Genomic DNA, 15,847 nt, shown 5'->3' on the forward strand with positions numbered 1-15,847 from the left:
GCGGCCGCTCGGCGCCGTCATGCGCCTCCCGCTGTCGCTGTGGCGTTCAGGAGGCGGGATTGCGCAGCCGGAACCGCTGCAGCTTGCCGGTTTCGGTGCGCGGCAGCTGGTCGAGGAACTCGACCGCACGCGGATATTTGTACGGCGCGATCGTGCCCTTGACGTGGTCCTGCAGTTCCCGGACGAGCGCAGGGCCGGCTTCGTGACCGGGTTTGACGACCACGTAGGCTTTGACGATCTGCCCGCGCTCGGCATCCGGCACGCCGATCACCGCGCACTCGGCCACGGCCGGATGCTGCAGCAGCGCGTCTTCCACTTCCGGGGAGCCGATGTTGTAGCCGGCCGACACGATCATGTCGTCGACGCGCGACTGGAAATGGAAATACCCGTCGGCATCCATGATGTAGGCATCACTGGTGTAGTTCCAGCCGTCCCTGACGTAGTCGGCCTGCCGCGGATCGTCGAGGTAGCGGCAGCCGGTCGGGCCCTTCACCGCGAGACGGCCGAGCGTGCCGGGCGGCACTTCCCGTCCGGCCTCATCGACGATGCGCGCACGGTAACCGGGCACGACGGTGCCGGTGGCGCCGGGGCGCGCATGGGCTTCGTCGGCCGAGATGAAGATGTGGAACATCTCGGTCGCGCCGATGCCGTCGATCAGCTCGATGCCGGTGGCGTCTTTCCACAGCGCGCGTGTCGCCGCCGGCAGCACTTCACCGGCGGACACGCATTTCTTCAGCGGCCCGCCGTGCGGCGCACCGAGGCGCCGCTCGCGGGCGCTTTCGGCCATCGCGCGATACGACGTCGGTGCGGTGAAGAGGACCGTCGCGCCGAACTCGCCGATCGCCTCGAGCAGCTGCGGCGGCGACGCCTGCTCGAGCAGGACGGTCGAGGCGCCGACACTCATCGGGAACAACACCAGGCCGCCGAGCGCAAACGTGAACGCCAGCGGCGGGCTGCCGATGAACACGTCGTCGGCGCGCGCTTTCAACACATGTTCGGGCCAGCACGCGCAGCTGGCGAGCAGGTCACGATGAAAATGCATCGTCGCCTTCGGCTGGCCGGTCGTGCCCGACGTGAAGGCAAAAAGACAGGTGTCGTCGGCCGCGGTCGCGACGTTGTCGAAATGCTCGGCGTGGCGCGCCATGTCCGCTTCGAGGCCCGTGCCGGACGGGTCGTTGAAATAGCGCACCTGCGCGAGCGTCGAATGCGCGCGGGCGGCATCTTCGAGTTCGGCGCGCAGCGCGTACTCGCACAGGGCATGCGTGACGCGGCCTTTGTCGATGACCTGGCCCAGCTCCTTCGCGCGCAGCAGCGGCATCGTCGTCACCGCGATGCCGCCGACTTTCATGACCGCGAACCAGCATGCGATCATCATCGGGTTGTTCGGACCGCGCAGCAGCACACGATTCCCGGGCACGACGCCCAGATCGCGAACCAGCACATGCGCGATGCGGTTGGCGTGCCGGTACAAATCGGCGTAAGTCCAGTCGCTGCGGCCGGGCGCCCGCAGGCAGGGACGATCGCCTTGACCCTGCTCGATCCAGCGGTCCAGCAACTCGGTCGCGCAGTTCAGAAGCGGCGGGAACTGCAGCGACGGAAGGTCGAACAGGAATTCGGGCTGCTGCGCCACCGGGGGCAGATTGTCGCGCGCGAACGTATCAACGTGAGCCGTCATGTCATCTCCTCGCATGAGTCGGACGGGTGGCCGACGCCGTCGGACAAGGCGCAAAACGCGGCCGTGCACTCCCCGCTCCCGCTCGCGACGCGGGCGGGGCGGGCGAAACATCCGGGCCTGGCCTTACGGCGTCTTCGTGAAGTCCGGCTTGCGCTTTTCCTGGAACGCGGTGATGCCTTCGCGCGCGGCGTGGGTGCAGGCACTCTCGCCGAACGCGCGATAGCCGACTTCCAGCGCCTCGTCGAGCGTGCCGGCGCAGGCCGCCTCGTGGATCGCCGATTCCATCAGGCGGATGACTTCGGCGCTCAGCACCTGGCCGTTCGCGGCTTTCGGCTCGATGCGGTCGAGCGGGGCGATGTCGATCGCGCCGTTCGGAATCCCCGCCACTTTGCCCGACAGCGCACGGACTCGCGCGACCGCGGCGCGCACCAGCCCGGGGTAGTCGTCGGCCAACTCGTCGATGACGCCGAGTTCGAGCGCGCGGGCAGCCTTGAGGCGTTCGGCGCGGCGCAGCATGCCGTTGAACTCGCGCGAGGCCTGCGGCCAGCGGCGGTACGGCACGACCATCGCGCCGATGCCGTGCACGATGCCGAGCGTGACTTCGGGCAGCTGCATCCACGCGTCCTTGAGCGCGACGATGCCGTGGCAGCGGATCGCCAGCTCGAAGCCGCCGCCGAGCACCATCCCGTTCAACGCCGCGACGACCGGCTTCTTCATGCCGTCAAGATAGACGAGGAGGCGCGAGCAGTCGCGCGCGTACTGCGCGGCGCCCGCCGCGTCGCCCAGGAGGCGCGGAAAGCGGCCGATGTCGGCCCCGGCGCAGAACGCGCGGTTGCCGTAGCCGGTGATGACGAAACCGGTCACTTGCGGGTCGTGTTCGTGCCTGCGGATCACCGACAGGATCTCGTCCGTCATCTCGTCGTGCAGCGCGTTCATCGCCTCGGGGCGGCGCAGCGTGATGACTTTGACGCCGTCGAGGTCGTCGACGAGCACGTGGCGCAGGAAGTCCTGGTACGCGGCAAACGCGCGTCGCGGCTCGGGCATTCCCGGCCGCTCCGCGCAGAAGCGCTCGACGATGCGCCCGGTCGCGTCATCGCCGAGGTCGCGCATCAGGTCGAGCGGTCCCTTGCGGAAGCCGAGCGCCTGGCGACAGCCGAAATCGAGATCCGCCGGTTCGCCGATGGCACGGTCGAGGATGTCCGCACTCTGCGAGAACAGCACGCCGAGCAGGCGCTCGCGCACCGCCGTGGCGGTTTCGGGCGACACCGGCACCGACTTGCCAGGGGCGACCGTCAGCCAGCGATCGACGGAGCGGAACACCGGCGCGGGCGTGTAGTGCGGGCCTTCCATCTCGGCCTGCAGCGTGTTCGTTTCGGTGATGATCGGATTGCCGTTGGCGAGGTTCAGCACGAAGAACGGCCCGGCGTGGACGAACTCGGCCGCGACGCTGTCGATTTCGGCCGCGGTCGCGCGCTCGAGCAGCAGCGCGGACTCGTTGCACCAGTTGTCGAAGATCCGGTCGAGCATGAAGCATGCGACGTCGTCGGTGACGAGCGGCACTTTGCCGGTGCTGCAGAACAGCCAGCGCAGGTATTCGACGACGGCCGGATCGGTCTTCTCCCAGCGCACCACTTCGACGACCGGGTTGCGCCACGCCGGAGCGAAGAAATGCGTCACGGTGGCGCGCTCAGGGCGGCGCAGCTCGGCGAAAATCTGCGCCGCCGGCAGCGAACTGGTGTTCGACGTGATCAGCGCGTCGGGGCGCACGACCGCTTCGACGTCGGCGAAAATCCGGCGCTTCAGAGCGATGTTCTCGGTCGCCGCCTCGAGCACCCAGTCGGCGTCAGCGAGATCGCCGTAATCGAGCGTGCCGGCGAGGTTCGCAGTCACCGCTCGGGCTTCGGCTTCGCTCATCTTGCCCTTCGCGACCGCTTTGGCGGCGTAGTCGTGGAAGCGCTGCAGCGCGCGGTCGAGCGCCGCCTGCGACACATCGACGAGCGTGAGCTTCAGCTCCGGCAGCGCACTCTTGAGGTAGTAGCCGATGTCCGGCCCGATCGTCCCGGCTCCGATGACGGCGACCGCGCGCGGCAGGGGGCGGGACGGGCCCGCGAGCAAGGGATTGGCGAACGAGAGTGCCATGCGTGGGTTCCTTTGGTGTCGAGTGGGTCCGTGAGCGGATCGCGGCAAGGAGCGGCTGCGTCCGACTTTTATGTATACAGTATCCCGTACTCTTCCGCGAAAACGCAACTTCAATGTAGTGCGATCGCCTTGGCCCGGCCGCCGCTCACGCTCGGCCCGCGCTGCCGGGCGAAACGGCTACGCGTCGTGCGATCGTGGCGCTCGCTCGACGCCGTGGCGCAGCATGTCGACCATCGCGTCGGCGATCTCCTTCGGCGAGCGCCGGCCTTCGCGATACCAGATGTACACCCAGTTCATCGCGCTGAGCAGCAGCAGGCGCAGCAGCGTGCGGTCCGTGCCGGGCGCGAGCGGCAGCGCGTCGATGAGTTCGCGGTAGATGTTTTCGTAGGCTTCGCGCACCGGCCGGATTTTCGCGAACAGCCCGTGATGGCGAATCATCGCGAGGTTGTGGCCGGTCACGCGGTCGACCGGAGAGCCGGTCGCGATGCCGCCGACATGGACTTCGCAGGCGCGCATGAGGCGCTCCCACGGGTCGCGAGTTTCACCGATCGCCGCCGTGACCGCCGCCGTCAGCCGACGGAAACCTTCACCGTGCACCGCCAGATAGAGTTCGTCCTTCGACGCGAAATAGTGATAGACCGAGCCCGGCAGCAGCCCGACTTTGCGCGCGATGTCGCGGATCGAGCTGCGGTCGTAGCCCTGCTCGGCGAACAGTTCGGCAGCCGCGTCGAGGATCACCTGGCGACGGTCGATCGGCTCGTCGACCGCCTCTCCCGCCTCCTCGGGCGAGGCGCTGCGGACGAGCCGCGCGGTGAGCGCGCCGCGCTCGAGCAGCCCGCGCTGCGTGTCGGTCAGCGCCGCCAGCCCTTCGTCCGAACTGCCGGCCAGCGCCCGCAGGCGCTTGACCGCGGTCTCGAGGCCGTGCTTCTGCCAGATGTAGCGCACCCCGGACGGCGAGATCGGCAGCCCGGCGCGGCGCAGCCGCTCCGCCACCGCGGCCTGGCCGAGCGCCGGCTCATCGCGCGACAGCCGCAGGATCTCGGCTTCGATCGGGGAAGGCTGCGCGGCGCTGTGTTCGGAAACGGTCGGGGGCTGAGTCATCGAAACCGGGGCATGGGAGGTCGGATTGGGACAGGATCATAGCGAGCGCGGCGCTGGCGCAGCAAATCGCGCGAGTGCGGCGGCACGAGTCGCGGCCCGCGGGACGCTCGCTCCACCCGGACTCGCCTCCGCGACAACTGCATCGGTGCAGGTTCATCGGTCTCCTCGCCTTTACACGCAAAAAAATACTGTATACAGTATTCATTCATCGGCCTTCGGCCCCGCATTTGCCCTACAAGGTTCTGCCCATGGTCCCGTCACTCAAACCCGTCGAACGTCCGCTCGCCCTTGGCGAGCAGGTGTATCACAAACTGCGCTCGCATCTGCGCAACGGCATGATCGTTGCCGGCCAGCCGCTGCAGGAAGTCCAGCTCGCCGAGCAGCTCGGCGTGTCGCGCACGCCGGTGCGCGAAGCCTTGCGCCGCCTGTCGAGCGAAGGCCTGCTGGTGTCCGACGGGCGCAGTTTCGTCGTCCCGGCGCTGACGCTCGACGACGTCAACGACATCTACGAGATCCGCTTTCTCGTCGAAACGGCGGCGATCCGCCGCATCGCCGCGTTCACGCAATCGCCGGCGATGCGCCGCTCGATCGACGAGGCGCTGGCCGCGGCGGTGCGTGCGCACGAAGCGGACGACGCCGATGCGTTCCGTGAAGCCAACATCAGCTTTCGTGCCGCGTGGCTCGCGCTGGTGCCCAATCCGCGCCTCGTGCGGATCGTCGAGCAGTACGCGGACCACATGCAGCGCATCCGCACGCTGACGCTCGGCGACGCGCAGATCCGCACGATCGTGCTGCGCGGGCTCGGCCGCATCGCCGCAGCGCTCGCTGCCGGCGACGGCGACGCCGCGGCAGCCGCAATGCACGAGCATCTGTCGGAAGCGAAGCACGCGTTCATCGTCGCGGTCGGCCTCGACGACAGCGCCGCCGGATAGCCGCTTCGCCTCTCGGCCCCACGGCGCTTCGCCCCGATACGTCATACCTCCCCGCGACCAACCCCGGAGACTGGAACGAATGAACAGCATCCGCACCATCCGCACCGCAAAGGCGGTCCTGTCGTGAGCTACAAGGCCGAAATTCCGTACGGCGCGTACTGGAGCACGCCGTTCGCGCGCTGGCAAGGCAGCTTCGCGAATCTCCACAGCGTGCGCTTCGCCGCGCACGTCGCGCGCGAGGAGCTGGGCCGGCGCGCGATCGACCCCGCGCTGTTCGACTACGGCGTGCTCGGCTTCTCGGTGCCGCAACAGCATGCGTTCTACGGCCTGCCGTGGCTGACCGGCCTGATCGGCGCGACCCGCGCCGGCGGCCCGACGATGATGCAGGCCTGTGCGACCGGAGTGCGCACGCTGCTCGCGGCGGCGCAGGAGATCGAGTCGGACATGGCGAGCGTCGCGCTGGCGATCAACTGCGACCGCACGTCGAACGGCCCGCACCTCTATTACCCGAATCCGCGTGGCCCCGGCGGCACCGGCAGCGCTGAAAACTGGGTCATGGACAACTTCGGCTGCGACCCGCTCGGCGGCCATTCGATGCTCGCCACGGCCGAGAACGTCGCGGCGAAGCACAAGGTCACGACCGCGCAGCAGCACGAGCTGGTGTTGCGGCGCGAGGAGCAGTACGGCGACGCGCTGCGCGACGATTCGGCGTTCCTCCGGCGCTTCATGACGCTGCCTTTCGCGGTGCCGAGCGCGGATTTCCGCAAGATGGCAGCGACACTCGACGGCGACGAAGGGACTTCGCGGTCGACGGCCGACGGGCTCGCGAAGCTCAGGCCGGTCGTCGATGGCGGCAGCGTGACGTTCGGTGCGCAGACGCACCCGGCCGACGGCAACGCCGCGATCGTCGTCACCACGCCCGACAAGGCGCGCGAGCTGTCGGCGAACCCGAAGATCGCCGTCCGCCTGCACGGCTTCGGCCTCGCCCGGACGGAACTTGCGTACATGCCCGAAGCGATGATCCCGGCCGCGCGCCGCGCGCTCGACCAGGCCGGCCGCAGCATCGCCGACCTCGCCGCGATCAAGACGCACAACCCGTTTGCGGTGAACGACATCGTCTTCGCCCGCGAGACCGGCGCCGACCTCGCGTTGATGAACAACTACGGCTGCTCGCTCGTGTGGGGCCATCCGCAGGCGCCGATGGGCACGCGCGCGATCATCGAGCTGATCGAGGAGCTCGCGCTGCGCGGTGGCGGCTTCGGCCTCTTCACCGGATGTGCGGCCGGCGACACGGCGATGGCGGTGGTGATCGAAGTATGTGACGCATAGGCAACACAAGCTGCACGAGCTCCCGTGACGGGGAGCGACGAGAGGCGCAAAAGCGCCCGGACAGACGTACCCCGACCAGAGTGAAAACGTGTTTATAGAGGCGCAAAAAGCGCCCGTGACGAGACAACTGGAGGAGGAGTGGGCATGGAGCTGTCCGAATGGATAGACCGCCACGCCGGGCTCACGCCCGGCAAGACGGCAATCCGGTTCCCGGAGCGCGACCTGTCGTACGCGCAGCTGGCCGAGCTGGTCGAGCGGCTCGCGTCGGCGCTCGAGGCGTCCGGCGTCGGCCATCGCGGCTGCGTCGCATATCTCGGCTACAACAGCCCCGAGATGCTCGCGGCGCTGTTCGCCTGCGCGCGGCTCGGCGCGCTGTTCATGCCGCTGAACTGGCGCCTGGCCGGGCCGGAGCACCGGCAGTTGCTCGCGGACTGTCCGCCGTCGGTGCTGCTCGTCGAGTCGCGCTTCGTCGCGCAGATCGACGCGTTCCGCGACGCGCTCGCGGGCGTAACGCTGGTCGCGTTCGACGCGCCGCCGCAAGGCTGGATATCCTACGACGCGCTGCTCGAGCGCAGCGGTGACGCCGTGCCACGCGACCCGCAAGTCGGCCCGCAGACGCCGCTGTTGATCTGCTACACGTCGGGCACGACCGGCAAGCCGAAAGGGGCGCTGCTGTCGCAAGGGGCGCTGGCGTGGAACGCCCTGAACAGCATCGACCTGCACGAGCTGAGCGCCGACGACCGGATCCTGACAACCCTGCCGCTGTTCCACGTCGGCGGGCTCAACAACCAGACGACTCCGGCGCTCTACGCCGGCGCGACGGTCGTGCTGCATCCGAAGTTCGACCCCGACGCGACTTTCGACGCGATCGAGCGAGAACGCATCACGCTGACCGTGCTCGTGCCGGCGCAGCTCGAGATGATGATCGCCCGGCCGCGCTGGGAGCGCGCCGACCTGTCGAGCCTGCGCATGATCACGACCGGCTCGACGATCGTCCCCGAACGGCTGATCCGCGAAGTGCATCGGCGCGGCGTGCCGCTCGTGCAGATCTACGGCTCGACCGAGACCTGTCCGATCGCCGCGTACGTCAAGGCTGAAGACGCGCAGCGCAAGGCCGGTTCGGCCGGTCGCGCGGCGCCGCACTGCAGCCTGCGCATCGTCGGCGATGACGGGCGCGACGTGAAACCCGGCGCGAGCGGCGAAATCCTCGTGCGCGGCCCGAACGTCATGAGCGCTTACTGGAACGACCCGGCGGCGACCGCCGCGGTGCTCAAGGACGGGTGGTTTCGCACCGGCGACATGGGCCACCAGGACAGCGAAGGCTACCTGTGGGTCGACGGGCGCAAGAAGGAGATGATCATCTCCGGCGGCGAGAACATCTATCCCGCGGAGATCGAGAACCTGCTCGGCGAGTCGCCCGACATCGCCGAAGTGGCGGTCGTCGGCCGGCCCGACGAGCGCTGGGGCGAAGTCGTCGTCGTCGTCGTCGTGCCGGTCGAAGGTCGCCCGCTCGACGCGGGGCACGTGCTGCAACTGCTCGAAGGCCGCATCGCCCGCTACAAGCTGCCGAAAGAGGTGGTGTTCCTCGACGAACTGCCGCGCACCGCGCTCGGCAAGGTCAGGAAGGATGACGTGCGCCGGCTGGTCGCACGGAAAACGTTCATGGAGCAGACCTGATGACACTGAAGATCGGAATCGACGTCGGGGGCACTTTCACCGATTTCGTCGTCACGCGCGACGGCGCCGAGCCAGCGATATTCAAGTCGCTGTCGACGCCGGCCGACCCGTCGATCGCCGTCGTGAATGGCCTCACCGACATCGCCGCGAGCATGGACCCGCCGCTGTCGCTCGAAGCGTTCGCGCCGCTGATCGACACGATCGTCCATGGCACGACGGTGACGACGAACGCGACGCTGACCGGCAACGGCGCGAAATGCGGCCTCCTGACGACCGAAGGCGTGCGCGACGCGCTCGAGATGCGCCGCGGCGTGCGCGAGGAGCAATACAACAACCGCTACACGAACGTGAAGCCGCTCGTGCCGCGTTATCTGCGCGCCGGCATTCCGGGGCGGCTCGACCGCGACGGCAGGGAAACCGCGGCGCTCGACGTCGAGGAAGTCGCGCAGGCGATCGAACTGTTCCGCCGCGAAGGCGTCGAGGCGGTGTCGATCTGCTTCATGAACTCGTTCGCGAACCCGGCGCACGAACAGGCCGCGGCCGAGCTCGTGCGCCGCGAACTGCCCGACGCGTACCTGTCGGTATCGACCGACTTGCTGCCGTCGATCCGCTTCTATGAGCGCGTCAGCACGACCGCGCTCAATTCCTACGTCGGCCCGAAGCTCAACCACTACCTCGACCAGCTCGTCGGTCGGTTGAAAGGCATCGGCTTCGACGGGCTGCTGCTGATCATGCAGTCGAACGGCGGCGTCATCTCGCCGCAGCTCGCCCGCGAGAAAGCGGCGCTGACGCTGCTGTCGGGGCCGGCCGGCGGACCCGGCGCGGGACTTTTCTACGTCCGCACGCACGGCCAGGACCGCTGCATCATCACCGACATGGGCGGCACGAGCTTCGAAGCGTCGGTCGCGGTCGGCATGCCGATGATCAAGAACGACGGCGAGATCGCGCGCCACAAGATCGCGCTGCCGATGCTCGACATCCACACCATCGGCGCCGGCGGCGGCTCGATCGGCTGGCTCGACGAAGGCGGCCTGTTGCGCATGGGGCCGCAGAGCGCCGGCGCCGATCCGGGACCGGCGTGCTACGGCAAAGGCGGAAAGCTTCCGGCAACGACCGACGCGAACGTCGTGCTCGGCTACCTCGACCCGGAGTTCTTCGCCGGCGGAAAGATGAAGCTCGACGTCGCCGCCGCGCGCGCCGCGATCGAGGAGCATATCGCGACGCCGATGGGGCTCACGGTCGAGGAAGCCGCGGCCGGCATGTACCGCGTCGCGTGCAACAACATGGCGCAGGGCGTGCGTGAAGTGACGATCAAGCGCGGCTTCGACCCGCGCGAGTTCCCGTTCATCCCGGCGGGCGGCGCCGGCCCGATCCACTCGTGCCTGATCTGCGACGAGCTCGAGATTCCGCTGCAGATCGTGCCGCGCGAGTCGTCCGTGCTGTGCGCGTTCGGCATGCTGATGAGCGAACTCAAGCACGACTTCGTGCGCACGTTCGTGTCGCGCCTCGACGCGCTCGACTGGCCGAAGCTCGGCGCGATCATCGACGACATGGCCTCCGAGGGCGCGCGCCAGCTGACCGAAGAGCGCATCCCGGACGCGCGCCGCCGCTTCGACGTCAAGCTCGACTGCCGCTACGTCAAACAGTACCACGAAGTGTCGTTCATCGTGCCGCACCGGCTGATCCAGGCCGGCGACGCGGCGGCGATCGCAGCGGCGTTCCACGCCGAGCACAACCGGCTGTACGGCTACTCGCTCGAGCAGGAGGCGACGCCGGTCGAAGTCATCAACGTGCGCGTGCAGGCGATCGGCGTCACCGACAAGCCGGTCGCGCGCGAGGAGGCGTGGGCGGGCGACGACGCGGCGCACGCGCTGAAAGGCCGGCGCGCCGTCTATATCCCCGAGACGAAGACGTTCCGCGACGTGCCGGTCTATGACGGCCACCAGATGCGCCACGGCAACCGCATCATTGGGCCGGCGATGATCGAGCAGGAGACCACCGCGATCTTCGTCAGCGCGTCGTACGACTGCGTCGTGGACGCGCTCGGCTCGTTCGCGCTGTTCCGCAAAGGCCGCGAAGACCTCGTGAAATCGTGCATCAAGGACAAGAAGGAGGCTGTGGCATGAGCGCCGTGACGATCGACCCGATCCTGCTGTCCGTCTATGCGCGGACGTTCCGCTCGATCACCGACGAGATGAGCATCTCGATGGAGCAGACGACGCGCTCGCCGATCCTGTGCGAGGCGAAGGACTACGTCACCGGGCTGTACGACGGCGACGGCAACATGCTCGAACAGACCGAGAACCTGCCGATCCTCGCGTTCTCGCTCGCACCGGTGTGCAAGTACATCAAGGAATATTTCGGCGACGAGATCTACCCCGGCGACGTGATTTTCCACAACGACGTGTTCAGCCTCGGCAACCAGAACAACGACGTCGCGGTGTTCAAGCCGGTGTTCTTCGAAGGGCGGCTCGTCGCCTGGACTGCGGTCAAAGGCCACCAGGCCGACATCGGCGGCAACGTCGCCGGCGGCTACAACCCGAACGCGGTCGAAGTGTGGCAGGAGGCGCTGCGCATCCCGCCGGTGAAAGTCGTCGAGAAAGGGAAACTGCGCAAAGACGTGTGGAACCTGATCTTCGCCAACGTGCGCCTCGACATCGTGCAGCACGACATGAAAGCCGAAATGGGCGCGTGCACGGTCGGCGAGCGGCGGCTGCTCGAGCTCCTCGGCAAGTACGGCGTGCCGAGCTACGACGCGCACAAGCAAGCGCTGTTCGATGCGACGCGCAAGATGATGGAAGCCGAGATCGCGAAGATCCCGAACGGCAGCTACTCGGGCGAAGGAAAAGTGTTCTACGACGGGCGCCACGTCGGCTCCGAATTCACGATCCGCGTCGACATCGAAGTCAAGGACAAGGCGATCCGCTTCGACTATTCGCGCACCGACCCGCAGACCAACGGCTTCGTCAATGGCACGTTCACGTCGAGCGCGTCGGCGACGATCCTCACCTTGCTGCAGATGGTGAACCCGGACATCCCGCACAACGAAGGCATGGTGCAGCCGATCGAGATCGTGATCCCGGAAGGCACGATCCTGAACGCCGCGTATCCGAAAGCGACGACGTTCGGCAACCACCTGTGCCCGCCCAACGCCGACGCGATCCAGCGCGCGCTCGCGCCAGTGATGCCGGAGCGCGTCACCGCCGGCTGGAACAACTTGCTCGCCTCACTCACGACCGGCATCGATCCGAAGACGAACGAGAAATACGTCGACATCGGCTTCATGGGCCTCAAGGGCGGCTCGGGCGCGATGCTCGGCACCGACGGCTACGACCACATCGGCATGATCGATGCATCCGGCGGCGTGCTCGACCAGGACTACGAGATGTTCGAGCAGCAGACGCCGCACCGCCTGATCCGCCACGAGCTCCTGACCGATTCGGCCGGCGCCGGCGAATGGCGCGGCGGCCTCGGCGTCGAGACGATTTTCGAGATCGGCTCGGACGACACGCAGCTCGTGACGTTCGGCGACGGCGACTTCGAGCCGGCGTTCGGGCTTTTCGGCGGCGGCAACGGCGGGCTGAACTTCATCCGCCTGCACTATCCGGACGGGCAGACCGTCGTGCCGAAGAACAAGGACCTGATCACCGGCGTGCCGCGCGGCACGATCTATCATCAGGTCGCGAGCGGCGGCGGCGGCTACGGTGACCCGCAGCGGCGCAACCGCAAGCTGCTCGCCGACGAGGTCAGGAACGGCGTGATTTCGGCCGAGGCGGCGCGCGAGCTGTACGGCTACAAAGCCGAAGGGAGTGCGTGATGGATTTCGATCTGTCACCCGAACAACGCGCGATCCAGGACACTTTCGCGCGCTTCTGCGACGAGCGCATCGCGCCGCAGGCGGCCGCGCTCGACGAGGCGCACGCGTTCCCGCGCGCGCTGTTCCGCGATCTCGGCGAGCTCGGCTTCTTCGGCATGCGCTATCCCGAGTCGGTCGGCGGCTCCGGGCTCGCGCTGTCCGAGTTCTGTCTTGCGCTGTCCGAAGTCGCACGCGGTTCGATGTCGCTCGCCGGGGCGGTCGCGATGCAGTCGCTGATGGGGACGAAGTTCCTGCAGCTCCTGGGCAACGCCGACATCGTCGAGCGCCTCTTCAAGCCGGCGCTCGCCGGCAACAGGATCGGCGCGATCTGCATGACCGAGCCGAACGCCGGCTCCGACCTTGAATCGATCGCGACGACCGCGACCAAAGTCGACGGCGGCTATCTCATCAACGGCCAGAAGACGTGGATCACGTCCGCGCCGGTCGCGGACTTCTTCACCGTGTTCGCGCGCGCCGGCGACGAGAAGAAGCTGACGATCTTCCTCGTCGAGAAAGACTTCCCGGGCCTCACCGTCGGGCGCGAAATCCACAAGATGGGCGTGTGGGCGCTGCCGACGTCCGAAGTCGCATTCAACGACTGCTTCGTGCCCGACAGCCACCGGCTGTCGAAAGAGGAAGGCGACGGCGCAGGGCATCTGAAGAAGACGCTCGCCGAGATCCGCATCATCACCGGCGCGATGGCGCTCGGCGTCGCGCGCGCCGCGCTCGACGCTGCGGTGCGCTACGCCGGCGAACGAAAACAGTTCGGCAAGCCGATCAACCGCTTCCAGGCGATCCAGCTGAAGCTCGCCGACATGGCGACCGGACTCGAAGCGGCGACCACTCTCGTCCACCGCGCCGCGTGGCTGTGCGACATGCAGCGCCCGCACCACAAGGAAGCCGCGATGGCGAAGCTCTTCGCGACCGAGACGGCAGCGGGCATCTGCGACGACGCGGCGCGCGTGCTCGCGTCGTACGGCTACGCGATGGAATACCCGGTGCAGCGGTATCTCCGCGACGTGCGCTTCACGCTGATCGGCGGCGGTACCAGTGAAATCCTGAAACTCGTCATTGCGAAGGAAGTGAGCTCATGAACGACACAGGACAGCAACGCAGGATCAAGGTCCTGCTCGCGAAGCCCGGCCTCGACGGCCACGACCAGGGCGCGAAGATCGTCGCCCGCGCGATGATGGACGCGGGCTTCGAAGTGATTTACACGGGCCTGCGCCAGACGCCCGAACAGGTCGGGCGGATCGCGCTCGAGGAGGACGTCGACGTCATCGCGCTCTCCAGCATGGCGGGCTCGCACCTGCCGTTCTGCCGCAAGTTGAAACCGCTGCTCGAAGCCGGCGGCCTGCAGGACAAGCTGTGGCTGATCGGCGGCAACCTGCCGGCGCAGGACCACGACGCGTTGCGCGAGCTCGGCTTCACGGGCATTTTCCCGACCGGCTCGAAGCTCGACGCGATCGTCGCTTATATCCGTGAGAATGTCCGGGAGCACGTCGCATGAACGACCGCGCGCAATCGACGCTGAAAATCGTCACGAACGAATCCGGGCTCGAAGTCAAGCCGCTCTACACCGCGGCGGACGTCGAGGAGAGCGGCGGCACGACGATGCTCGGCGAGCCGGGCGAATACCCTTTCACGCGCGGCATCCACCGCGAGATGTACCGCAAGCAGGCGTGGACGATGCGCCAGTACGCCGGCTTCGGCAATCCGCACGACACGAACCAGCGCTTCAAGTACCTGATCGCGAACGGCCAGACAGGGCTGAACGTCGCGTTCGACCTGCCGACGCAGATCGGCCTCGACTCGGACGACCCGCTCGCCGCCGGCGAGATCGGCCGCGTCGGCATGTCGATCGACACGTTGCGCGACTTCGAAGTCGCGTTCGACGGCATCGACCTCGACAAGATCACCGTGTCGATGACGATCAACGGCGCGGCGGCGATCGCGATCGCGATGTACCTCGCGATGGCCGAAAAACGCGGCTACGACGTCCGGAAGCTGCGCGGCACCGCGCAGAACGACATCCTCAAGGAGTTCATCGGCCGCGGCACGTGGATCTTCCCGGTCGAGCCGTCGATCAAGCTCGTCGGCGACACGATCGAGTACTGCGCCGAGCACGCGCCGAAATACAGCCCGGTGTCGGTGTGCGGTTACCACATCCGCGAATCGGGCGCGACCCCGGCGCAGGAGATGGCCTACGCGTTCTGCATCGCGAAAGCCTACGCCGACGAAGTCATCGCGCGCGGCTTGGCGGTCGACGAATTCGCCGGGCGGCTGTCGTACAACTTCAACATCTTCGGCAACCTCTTCGAGCAGGTGTGCAAGTTCCGCGCGGGCCGCAGCCTGTGGGCGAAGATCATGAAGGAGGAGTACCACGCCGAAAAACCCGGCTCGATGTGGCTGCGCATGATCGCGGCCGGCGGCGGCGGCGGCCTGACCTTCGAGCAGCCGGAGCTCAACATCGTGCGCGGCGCGTACTACGCGCTGATCAGCGCGCTCTCCGGCACGCAGACGATGGCGCTGTGCTCGTACGACGAGGCCTACACGATCCCGACCGAGTATTCGGCGCGCATCTCGCTGCGCACGATGCAGATCCTCATCGAGGAGATGGGGATGACCGAGACGGTCGATCCGCTCGGCGGCTCGTACTACGTCGAGACGATGACGAACGAGATGCGCAAGAAGATGGAAGAGATCATCGCCGAGACCGACGCGCAGGGCGGCATCGTCAAGCTCGTGTCGGAAGGGATCATCCAGGCGAAAGTCTCGGCGCAGGCGTACCAGATGCAGCGCGACATCGAGTCCGGCAAGTTCCCGAAAGTCGGCGTCAACCGCTACCGCAACGAGCACGAGGACGAGCATCCGGTCGAGTTCCACCCGTACAACGAGGACGACGCGCGCGTGCAGATCGACGGGCTGAACAAGGTGCGCGCCGAACGCGACAGCGCGCACGTCGCGCGCACGCTCGCCGCCGTCAGCGAAGCCGCCCGGGCCGGTGCGAACGTCATGCCGGCGATCGTCGAGGCGGTCAAGGCCTATGCCAGTGTCGGCGAAATCACGAAGGAACTGGTGAAGGTCTATGGCCGCTACCAGGAACCGATCCGCTTCTGAGAGCACCGAGGAAGTCGA

Annotated in this window: 11 protein-coding genes; 8 read left to right on the forward strand and 3 right to left on the reverse strand. The window is 67.5% G+C overall.

Annotated elements, in window-relative coordinates:
• Positions 1–46 precede the first annotated feature (46 nt).
• The 3 genes from PA01_06310 to PA01_06320 form a co-directional block, all read right to left on the reverse strand.
• Positions 47–1,675 carry an AMP-binding protein gene (locus PA01_06310; protein ID KON81268.1) on the reverse strand — a complete coding sequence of 543 codons (1,629 nt, stop codon included), beginning with the start codon at positions 1,673–1,675 and terminating at the stop codon, positions 47–49.
• Between the two features lie 123 nt (positions 1,676–1,798).
• Complete coding sequence (locus PA01_06315; GenBank protein KON81269.1) at positions 1,799–3,814, reverse strand: 3-hydroxyacyl-CoA dehydrogenase NAD-binding domain-containing protein; 2,016 nt, start codon at positions 3,812–3,814, stop codon at positions 1,799–1,801.
• Positions 3,815–3,991: 177 nt separating this feature from the next.
• Entirely contained in the window at positions 3,992–4,915 is a 924-nt protein-coding gene (locus PA01_06320) for a TetR family transcriptional regulator (GenBank protein KON81270.1), read from the reverse strand.
• A gap of 248 nt (positions 4,916–5,163) precedes the next feature.
• Between PA01_06320 and PA01_06325 the strand changes: the two genes are divergently transcribed.
• The 8 genes from PA01_06325 to PA01_06360 all read left to right on the forward strand — a co-directional run bounded on the left by PA01_06325 (position 5,164) and on the right by PA01_06360 (position 15,829).
• The gene (locus PA01_06325) at positions 5,164–5,847 is read left to right on the forward strand and encodes a GntR family transcriptional regulator (protein KON81271.1); all 684 of its coding nucleotides are present in this window, start codon (positions 5,164–5,166) and stop codon (positions 5,845–5,847) included.
• 123 nt (positions 5,848–5,970) lie between these two features.
• Positions 5,971–7,176 carry a thiolase family protein gene (locus tag PA01_06330; GenBank protein ID KON81272.1) on the forward strand — a complete coding sequence of 402 codons (1,206 nt, stop codon included), beginning with the start codon at positions 5,971–5,973 and terminating at the stop codon, positions 7,174–7,176.
• Between the two features lie 144 nt (positions 7,177–7,320).
• Entirely contained in the window at positions 7,321–8,853 is a 1,533-nt protein-coding gene (locus PA01_06335) for a long-chain fatty acid--CoA ligase (protein KON81273.1), read from the forward strand.
• Positions 8,853–10,979, forward strand: a complete 2,127-nt coding sequence (locus PA01_06340; GenBank protein KON81274.1) for a hydantoinase/oxoprolinase family protein — start codon at positions 8,853–8,855, stop codon at positions 10,977–10,979. The genes PA01_06335 and PA01_06340 overlap by 1 nt, the downstream gene beginning before the upstream one ends.
• The gene (locus tag PA01_06345) at positions 10,976–12,670 is read left to right on the forward strand and encodes a hydantoinase B/oxoprolinase family protein (GenBank protein ID KON81275.1); all 1,695 of its coding nucleotides are present in this window, start codon (positions 10,976–10,978) and stop codon (positions 12,668–12,670) included. Before PA01_06340 ends, PA01_06345 begins: the two co-directional genes overlap by 4 nt.
• A complete protein-coding gene (locus tag PA01_06350; protein KON81276.1) occupies positions 12,670–13,803 on the forward strand; it encodes an acyl-CoA dehydrogenase family protein in 1,134 nt (377 codons plus the stop codon). Before PA01_06345 ends, PA01_06350 begins: the two co-directional genes overlap by 1 nt.
• Complete coding sequence (locus PA01_06355; protein ID KON81277.1) at positions 13,800–14,219, forward strand: cobalamin-dependent protein; 420 nt, start codon at positions 13,800–13,802, stop codon at positions 14,217–14,219. Before PA01_06350 ends, PA01_06355 begins: the two co-directional genes overlap by 4 nt.
• Positions 14,216–15,829, forward strand: coding sequence for a methylmalonyl-CoA mutase family protein (locus PA01_06360; GenBank protein ID KON81278.1), 1,614 nt, complete (start codon positions 14,216–14,218; stop codon positions 15,827–15,829). Before PA01_06355 ends, PA01_06360 begins: the two co-directional genes overlap by 4 nt.
• Positions 15,830–15,847 lie beyond the last annotated feature (18 nt).

Origin of the sequence: Azoarcus sp. PA01 (assembly GCA_001274695.2) — a bacterium.
Taxonomy (GTDB): Bacteria; Pseudomonadota; Gammaproteobacteria; order Burkholderiales; family Rhodocyclaceae; genus Aromatoleum.

Coding starts and splice junctions, on each gene's coding strand:
- PA01_06310 (KON81268.1), bottom strand. CDS start 1,675: ATGACGGCTCACGTTGATACGTTCGCGCGCGACAATCTGCCCCCGGTG.
- PA01_06315 (KON81269.1), bottom strand. CDS start 3,814: ATGGCACTCTCGTTCGCCAATCCCTTGCTCGCGGGCCCGTCCCGCCCC.
- PA01_06320 (KON81270.1), bottom strand. CDS start 4,915: ATGACTCAGCCCCCGACCGTTTCCGAACACAGCGCCGCGCAGCCTTCC.
- PA01_06325 (KON81271.1), top strand. CDS start 5,164: ATGGTCCCGTCACTCAAACCCGTCGAACGTCCGCTCGCCCTTGGCGAG.
- PA01_06335 (KON81273.1), top strand. CDS start 7,321: ATGGAGCTGTCCGAATGGATAGACCGCCACGCCGGGCTCACGCCCGGC.
- PA01_06340 (KON81274.1), top strand. CDS start 8,853: ATGACACTGAAGATCGGAATCGACGTCGGGGGCACTTTCACCGATTTC.
- PA01_06345 (KON81275.1), top strand. CDS start 10,976: ATGAGCGCCGTGACGATCGACCCGATCCTGCTGTCCGTCTATGCGCGG.
- PA01_06350 (KON81276.1), top strand. CDS start 12,670: ATGGATTTCGATCTGTCACCCGAACAACGCGCGATCCAGGACACTTTC.
- PA01_06355 (KON81277.1), top strand. CDS start 13,800: ATGAACGACACAGGACAGCAACGCAGGATCAAGGTCCTGCTCGCGAAG.
- PA01_06360 (KON81278.1), top strand. CDS start 14,216: ATGAACGACCGCGCGCAATCGACGCTGAAAATCGTCACGAACGAATCC.